This is a genomic window from Caulobacter sp. P1_B12_2 (assembly GCF_056406675.1).
The window spans coordinates 1-7,307 of the sequence record NZ_JBFTZS010000228.1 but is presented as its reverse complement, the minus strand read 5'-3'; the positions used below and the strand labels follow the sequence as shown (position 1 = coordinate 7,307).

Genomic DNA, 7,307 nt, shown 5'->3' with positions numbered 1-7,307 from the left:
CTCCAAGATCGAGGCCGGAAAGCTGGAGCTGGAGACCCTGACCTTCAACATCCGCGACCTCGTGGACGAGGTGGTCGGTCTGTGGAGCCAGGCGGCCGAGGCCAAGGACGTACGGCTGGTCAGCGCCGTCGATCCCGGGGCCCCGACCTGGGTCAGCGGCGATCCGACCCGCCTGCGGCAGATCCTGACCAACCTGATCTCCAACGCCCTGAAGTTCACGGCCAGCGGGGCGGTGACCCTCCGCGTCGGTCCGGCCGGGGCGGCGTTCCTGGAGATCCAGGTCGTCGACACCGGCATCGGCATGTCGGCCGAGCAGCAGACACGCCTGTTCCAGACCTTCTCCCAGGCCGACGCCTCGATCACTCGGCGCTTCGGCGGCACCGGGCTGGGCCTGGCGATCTGCAAGCAGCTGACCGAGCTGATGGGCGGGGCCATCACCGTGCGCAGCGCGCCGGGCGAGGGCTCGGCCTTCACCGTGGCCCTGCCACTGCCGGCCGCCGAAGCGCCCCAGGTCGTGGCGGAGTCCCCGTGCGACGGCATCGCCGGACTGCGGGTGCTGGTGGCCGACGACAACCGCATCAACCAGCTGGTGGCGCGCACCATCCTGGAGGCCGCCGGGGCTGTGGTCGAGGTCGCCGACAACGGCCGCCACGCCCTAGAACGCCTGGGCGAGCACGCCTTTGACCTGGTGCTGATGGACGTTCACATGCCCGACATGGACGGGCTGGAAGCGCTGCGGCGGGTCCGGGCCGGAGCGGCGGGCGCGGGCGACATCCCGGTCATCGCCCTGACCGCCGACGTCATGCACGGCGACGAAGGCGATCTGCTGGCCTGCGGCTTCGACGCGGTGCAGCCCAAGCCGATCCGCCCGGCGGATCTGGTGCGGGCGATCGCCGAGGCGGCCCGGCCTAGGGCCCTGGCGCCAGCGTCTTGCGCATGAACCAGCGCGGATAGAACGGCGCCGGGCCGTCCATCTGGCCGAAGACCTCGAACCCCAGCCGCTCATAGAACGGCCGGGCCTGGAAGGCGTAGGTGTCCAGCCACATCAGATGGCAGCCCCGCGCCCGCGCCTCGGCCTCGGCGCGGGTCATCAGGTCGGTCCCGACGCCGGCCCGGCGCAGGGCTTCGGGCACCACGATCATGTCGACATAGAACGCGCCCCACCGCGACTGGGCCCACAGCCCGCCCAGCACGGCGTCCTCGCCCGGCGCGGTGATCAGAAGGGCGAAGTCGCGATTGTCGGGCGGGCCGACCGCTTGGCCGGTGAAGGCCCGCAGCACGGCCAGGCCTTGCTGGTAGGAGTCGAGCGTGGGCTTGTCGGTCTCGCGGATGACGTGCTTGAGCATGGCTCCTCCCTGCCTGAACCCTTAGCCCACCCCCTATCCGCCGTCATTCCGAGCCTTGTGCCCGGAGCCCCTCGTTCCATCGACGTGCGGAGGATTTGGCGCGCCAGCGCGCCACGGCGCCTCAGATGCGTCGGCATAGCGACTTTGGAACTTCGCCATGGCCTGAAACGCTTTTCCCAGGTCGGATAAACAAAGCCCCGTGTGCGTCATGGCTCTCAAGGCCTTCATCTCCCTCGCCGTGCTGGCCGCCGTTCTGGTCGGCCTGCTGATGCCCGTCCCCGGCCAACGCAAGGCCGAAGCGACTCAGTCGCGGATCGAGACGATCGACATCAAGAACTAGGCGAGCCTTGATCCTTCGGCCGGGCCGACTAGGTTGCCTTCAAACAAATGTTTGCGAGGAACCCCGCCATGGTCAGCCAAGTTCTTGGGGCCTTCATCTGCGACGCCGTCCGCACGCCGATCGGCCGCTACGGCGGGGCGTTGGCGAGAATCCGGCCCGACGACCTGGCGGCGATCCCCCTGAAGGCCCTGATGGCCCGCAATCCCGGCGTCGACTGGGGCGCGCTGGACGACGTGGTGCTGGGCTGCGCCAACCAGGCCGGCGAGGACAACCGCAACGTCGCGCGGATGGGCGCCCTGCTGGCCGGCCTGCCGACCACCGCCTCGGGATCGACCGTCAACCGCCTGTGCGGCTCGGGCCTGGACGCCCTGGGCGTGGCGGGCCGCGCCATCAAGGCCGGCGAGGCCCAGTTGATGATCGCCGGCGGCGTCGAGAGCATGAGCCGCGCGCCGTTCGTGATGGGCAAGGCCGACAGCGCCTTCTCTCGCAACGCCGAGATCTTCGACACCACCATCGGCTGGCGCTTCGTCAATCCGGCCATGCGCAAGGCCTATGGCGTGGATTCCATGCCCGAGACCGCCGAGAACGTCGCCGACGACTGGAAGGTCACGCGAGCGGACCAGGACGCCTTCGCCCTGCGCAGCCAGGCCCGCGCCGCCGCCGCCCAGGCCTCGGGCCGGTTTGACGCCGAGATCGTCCCCGTCACCCTGCCCCAGCGCAAGGGCGACCCGGTCATCGTGTCCAGGGACGAACACCCGCGCGCCACCACGATCGAGGCGCTGTCGGCGCTGAAGCCCATCGTCCGGCCCGACGGCACGATCACGGCCGGCAACGCCTCGGGCGTCAACGACGGCGCGGCGGCGCTGATCGTCGCCTCCGAGGCTGCGGTGAAAGTGCATGGCCTGACGCCCCGCGCCCGCATCCTGGGCGTCGCCGCCGCCGGGGTGGAGCCCCGCGTCATGGGCATCGGTCCCGTGCCCGCCACCCGGAAGCTGCTGGCGCGCCTGGGCCTGTCGATCGGCGACATCGACGTGGTGGAGCTGAACGAAGCCTTCGCCGCCCAGGGCCTGGCCGTGCTGCGCGACCTGGGCCTGCCCGACGACGGCCAGCACGTGAACCCGAACGGCGGCGCCATCGCCCTGGGCCATCCGCTGGGCATGAGCGGCGCGCGGCTGGGCTTGACCCTGGTGGAGGAGCTGCACCGCCGCGGCGCCCGCTACGGCCTCGCGACCATGTGCATCGGCGTCGGCCAGGGCATCGCGATGGTGGTGGAGCGGGTCTAGAGGCGCGACCTCCTTCCAAACACGTCCAGGGACGACGGGCGTTGGGGGTGATCGCGCACCCTACCGYRCCGCAGCGTGACCTCCGTTCGGAATCATCCATGATCGCCGCTCCTCGTCGCTGGAGCCGCCCATGACCCTTCGCGCCCTCGCCCTGCCTCTCCTGGCGGCAGCGCTGCTCGCGGCGCCCGCCGCCGCTCAGACGCTGAAGGTCACCGGCGGCGAGATCGCCCAGGCTCGGCCGACGGCCGACGGCGTGCGCGTCTACAAGGGCCTGCCCTATGCCGCCCCGCCGGTGGACGAGCGGCGCTGGAAGCCGCCGCAGCCCGTCCAGCCCTGGACCGGCGCCCGCCCGGTCGACGCCTACGCCCCCAACTGCCTGCAGCCCAAGCGCTACGACGACGTCGACCCGTTCACCCCGTCGATGAGCGAGGACTGCCTGTATCTGAACGTCTCGACGGCCGCGAAGCCCGGCCAGAAGCTGCCGGTGTTCTTCTGGATCCACGGCGGCGGCTACGGGGCCGGATCGGGCGCCGAACCCCGCCACGACGGCGAGGCCCTCGCCCTCAAGGGCGTCGTGGTGGTGACCATCAACTACCGCCTGGGGGTGTTCGGCTTCATGGCCCATCCCGAACTGACCGCCGAAAGCCCCAATCACGCCAGCGGCGACCAGGCCCTGGCCGACATGATCGCCGCCCTGCGCTGGGTGAAGGCCAATGCGGCGACCTTCGGCGGCGATCCGGGCAACGTCACCATCGTCGGCGAGTCGGCCGGGTCCGACGCGGTCAGCCGGATGATGATCTCGCCCGAAGCCAAGGGTCTGTTCCACCGCGCCATCGGCGAGAGCGGCTCGGCCTTCGCCATGATGGGCGACGACCAGAGCCTGGCCCAGGCCGAGGCGGTCGGACAGGCGTTCGCCAGGTCACTGGGCGGCGACGACCTGAAGCGGCTGCGCGCGCGGTCGTCCGCCGAGATCCTGGCCGCCTGGAGCGCGCCGAACGCCGGCTTCGCCTTCCGCCCGAACCTGGACGGCTGGATCCTGCCCGCCACCGCCGCCCAGACCTTCGCCGAGCGCCGGCAGTCGGACGTGCCGCTGCTGGTCGGCTGGAACCGCGACGAGGGCAGCCTGATGCAGGGCGGCATGTTCGGGCCCGAGGGTCTGCGGCCGGTGCTGGCCGAGCGCTTCGGCTCTCGGGTCGGCGAGGCTCTGGCTTTGTATCCGGTCGAACCGCCCGCCGCCGCCGAGGTCTCGCAGCAGACCTATGCCGGCGACCTGCGGATGGGCCTGCCGACCTGGCGCTGGGCCGTGGCCCAGACCCGGACCGGCAAGTCGCCCGTCTATGTCTATCGCTTCGATCACGCGCCCAGGATCCCGGACGACTGGTTCGGCGCGGCCAATCGCGGCAAAAACTTCGGGGCCTTCCACTCGGCCGACATCGTCTACGTGTTCGACCACCCGGAGATCATCAAGGCCTGGACCACCGACGCCATCGACCGCCGTGTCGCCGACCAGATGTCGTCGTACTGGGTCAATTTCGCGAGGACCGGCGATCCGAACGGACCGGGGTTGCCGATGTGGACACCCTATGGGGAGGATGCACCGAAGAAGATGCTGATCGGACCGGAGACGCGGCTGGCGGACGATCCGGACGTGGCGCGGCTGCGGTTGCTGGAGAGCGCGGGAGAACGATAGAGATCACGGCGACAAAGGTTGTCATCCCGGACGAGCGCGCATCGCGAAGATCCGGGACCGACGCGTGAACTCAGCGCTTCCGGTGGTCCCGGATCAGCGGCCCTGCGGGCCTTGTCCGGGATGACAGTATTGGCATGGCTTGCGCTACTTCCGCGCCGCCTTGATGGCCTTTTCCAGCGCCGCTCGGCGCGCCTGAAGGCCCTCGGTCGCCGCCGCCTCTTCCGCGTCCAGGGCGGATCGTCGCTCGGCGAAAGCCAGTTCCGAGGCCTCGACCTCGTCCTCCACGCCCTCCAGCTCGGCCTTCAGCGCCGCCAACTTCTCGGCCAGCGCCGTCTCGGCCTTGGACGGCTTGCGCCGCGCCTTGGCGGGCAAGGCCTTCAGGGCCGCGCCCAGGCCGCCGGCCGGGGTGGTGATCACGGTGTCGGGCGCGGCCACGGCGGCGTCGTGGTTCGCCCCCTCTGAGATCTCCTTGGCCGTGCCGTCCTTGAACAGGTCGCGGCCGACGTCCCAGGCCTCCAGCGCCTTGGCGCGCGAGGTCGCGGCCACGGTGTAGTCGTGGAGACCGTCCGACCAGAAGAACACCTTGAGCTTTCGCGCCATGCGCATCGAACGGTCGGATTGTTCAGCTTGTTCCGAAGGTTGGCCTTAGGAACCTCAGGCCTTGGCGGCGGCTTTCCTGTCCACAGCGGATGGAGGACCACGATGCCCCAGGACGACAAGATCAACAGCCCCGGCCGCGAGGCCAACGAGGCCCTGCCCGCCGGCGAGCGTCCGGGACTGGTCTCGAACGAAGACACCAAGAAGACCGGCGAGAAGGAGCGGCGCTCGGCCGGCCCGGATGGCGGCGACGCGACCCAGGTCGGCGACACGTTCAAGAACAGCCCAGGCGGGCGGGTTTAACTCTCAACTCCGCTCATCCCGGCATTCGCCGGGATGAGCGGATCTGTTGAGGATTCTCCGCCTACGACTTGGTCAGATCCATCCCCAGCGTCGGACCGATGCCTTCCGGATGCTCGCCGAACGGATTGCTGGACCGCTGCTTGGCCGCCGCCTCGAGCTTGCGGCGCAGATCGTCGTCCAGCGTCAGCTCGGCCTTGGGGATCGGGTCGTCCTCATCGACCGGGTCGTCGACGATCGAGGCCGACAGCACCTGGCGCAGCCTGGCTCCAAATTGAGCGTCCTCGGGGGTGCCGGGCGCCGGCGGATCGGCCAGGAACTCCAGGACCTCTTCCAGGGCGGTGTCGTTGTCGACGCGGTCGGTCACGGCTGTTCTCCAAGCCAGCATGTACTGCTGTTGCAACGGCCGCGCCCCCATCACGGTTGCCGAACACCGCCCGTCGGCCCTAGACAGGCCAACTCATTTTTCTGGACGCCCCGACCATGGCCTGGACCCGCCTCTATGACGAAGCCGAGCCGCAGCGCGTCAATCGCTGGCTGGCCCAGAACGGCGTCTGCTCGCGCCGCGAAGCCGAGGCCCTGATCAGCCAGGGTCTGGTGTCGATCGACGGCCTGCGCGTCGACGATGTCGGCCGCAAGATCGAGCCCGGCCAGACCCTGGTGTTGTCCGACCGCGCCCAGGCGCAGCTGGAAGGCGCCCTGACGGTGATGATCCACAAGCCGATCGGGATCGTCTCGGCCCAGCCCGACACCGGCCAGGTGCCCGCCGTGCGGCTTCTGACGCGCGACGCCCTGTACGGCCAGAGCCCGGTGATCCCCGGCTACAGCAACAATCTGGCCCCGATCGGACGGCTGGACATGGATTCGCGCGGCCTGCTGATCCTCTCGGAGGATGGCGTGGTGGCCAAGGCGGTGATCGGCCCGGCCTCGGAGATGGAGAAGGAATATCTGGTCTGGGTCGACGGCTGGATCACCGACGAGAAGCTGGCCCTGCTGCGCCACGGCCTGGAGCTGGACGAGCGCGCGTTGCGCCCCGCCCAGGTCGAGGTCGTCGGCCGCCAGCAATTGAAGTTCATCCTGCAGGAAGGCCGAAACCGGCAGATTCGCCGGATGTGCGAGCTGGTCGAGCTGATCGTCGTCGATCTGCTGCGGGTCCGCATCGGCGACCTGGTGCTGGGCGACCTGCCCGAGGGCCGCTGGCGGCCGCTGACCGCCGCCGAGCGGAGCAGCCTGATCAGCCCCGTCGCCCGATAACCCGCCCGTTGACCGCAAACCCGGGCGGAGGCAGGGTCGCAATACCTCTTGGGGGATCGCGTCGGGAGGCTTAAGCCGGTCGCCTGACCTTTCGGCCCGTCGCTTTTCAGCCAATCGCTCTCAGTACCTACAGCCATGATCGCCATCACGCCCGCAGTCGCCCGTCCGGCCCGCAAGAAGAACCGCAACCGCCACCGCAAGCCGGTGCGCGCGCTGCGGACCGTCCTGCCGGCCGTCGCCATCGGCATGACGGTGGCGATCATCGGCCAGGGCGTGATCCGCGCCATGGCGATCAAGCCCATCACCCCCGCCTCCGCCGCCCCGCTGCGCATGGACAATCCGCGCTTCACCGGCACGCTGAAGGACGGACGCGCCTTCCTGATCACCGCCACCACGGCGACCCGCGACCTGAACAACGCCGACCAGGTGTTCCTGAAGAACCCTCAGCTGACCCGGGGCTACGGCTCGGAAAAGCCCACCCACGTGGTCTCCAAGGA

At 69.9% G+C, this 7,307-nt stretch carries 9 protein-coding genes and 1 pseudogene; 7 read left to right on the top strand and 3 right to left on the bottom strand.

The genetic code is table 11. The features are described from left to right. A partial coding sequence (locus AC1DZ6_RS14875; RefSeq protein ID WP_477097933.1) for an ATP-binding protein occupies window positions 1-940 on the top strand: 940 nt, incomplete at its 5' end. On the opposite strand, the gene AC1DZ6_RS14870 is transcribed toward AC1DZ6_RS14875, so the two are convergent. Beyond that, the gene (locus AC1DZ6_RS14870; RefSeq protein ID WP_477097932.1) at window positions 909-1,346 is read right to left on the bottom strand and encodes a GNAT family N-acetyltransferase; all 438 of its coding nucleotides are present in this window, start codon (window positions 1,344-1,346) and stop codon (window positions 909-911) included. The genes AC1DZ6_RS14875 and AC1DZ6_RS14870 overlap by 32 nt on opposite strands. 208 nt (window positions 1,347-1,554) lie before the next feature. Between AC1DZ6_RS14870 and AC1DZ6_RS14865 the strand changes: the two genes are divergently transcribed. The 3 genes from AC1DZ6_RS14865 (at window position 1,555) to AC1DZ6_RS14855 (ending at window position 4,659) form a co-directional block, all read left to right on the top strand. Next, the gene (locus AC1DZ6_RS14865) at window positions 1,555-1,686 is read left to right on the top strand and encodes a hypothetical protein (protein WP_477097931.1); all 132 of its coding nucleotides are present in this window, start codon (window positions 1,555-1,557) and stop codon (window positions 1,684-1,686) included. Window positions 1,687-1,754: 68 nt separating this feature from the next. Next, the gene (gene pcaF / locus AC1DZ6_RS14860; RefSeq protein ID WP_477097930.1) at window positions 1,755-2,969 is read left to right on the top strand and encodes a 3-oxoadipyl-CoA thiolase; all 1,215 of its coding nucleotides are present in this window, start codon (window positions 1,755-1,757) and stop codon (window positions 2,967-2,969) included. A gap of 130 nt (window positions 2,970-3,099) precedes the next feature. Then, window positions 3,100-4,659 (top strand): carboxylesterase/lipase family protein, encoded by a 1,560-nt coding sequence (locus tag AC1DZ6_RS14855; protein WP_477097929.1) that lies wholly within the window; start codon window positions 3,100-3,102, stop codon window positions 4,657-4,659. 144 nt (window positions 4,660-4,803) lie between these two features. Here AC1DZ6_RS14855 and AC1DZ6_RS14850 read toward each other — a convergent pair whose 3' ends face one another. Beyond that, a complete protein-coding gene (locus AC1DZ6_RS14850) occupies window positions 4,804-5,265 on the bottom strand; it encodes a hypothetical protein (RefSeq protein ID WP_477097928.1) in 462 nt (153 codons plus the stop codon). A gap of 96 nt (window positions 5,266-5,361) precedes the next feature. Between AC1DZ6_RS14850 and AC1DZ6_RS14845 the strand changes: the two genes are divergently transcribed. Then, a complete protein-coding gene (locus AC1DZ6_RS14845) occupies window positions 5,362-5,559 on the top strand; it encodes a hypothetical protein (protein ID WP_477097927.1) in 198 nt (65 codons plus the stop codon). 61 nt (window positions 5,560-5,620) lie between these two features. On the opposite strand, the gene AC1DZ6_RS14840 is transcribed toward AC1DZ6_RS14845, so the two are convergent. Further along, the gene (locus AC1DZ6_RS14840) at window positions 5,621-5,923 is read right to left on the bottom strand and encodes a hypothetical protein (protein ID WP_477097926.1); all 303 of its coding nucleotides are present in this window, start codon (window positions 5,921-5,923) and stop codon (window positions 5,621-5,623) included. Between the two features lie 116 nt (window positions 5,924-6,039). Between AC1DZ6_RS14840 and AC1DZ6_RS14835 the strand changes: the two genes are divergently transcribed. Both AC1DZ6_RS14835 and AC1DZ6_RS14830 read left to right on the top strand, forming a co-directional pair. Then, the gene (locus AC1DZ6_RS14835; protein ID WP_477097925.1) at window positions 6,040-6,810 is read left to right on the top strand and encodes a pseudouridine synthase; all 771 of its coding nucleotides are present in this window, start codon (window positions 6,040-6,042) and stop codon (window positions 6,808-6,810) included. Between the two features lie 135 nt (window positions 6,811-6,945). After that, a pseudogene (locus AC1DZ6_RS14830) lies at window positions 6,946-7,307 on the top strand (LPS export ABC transporter periplasmic protein LptC); the annotation flags it as partial.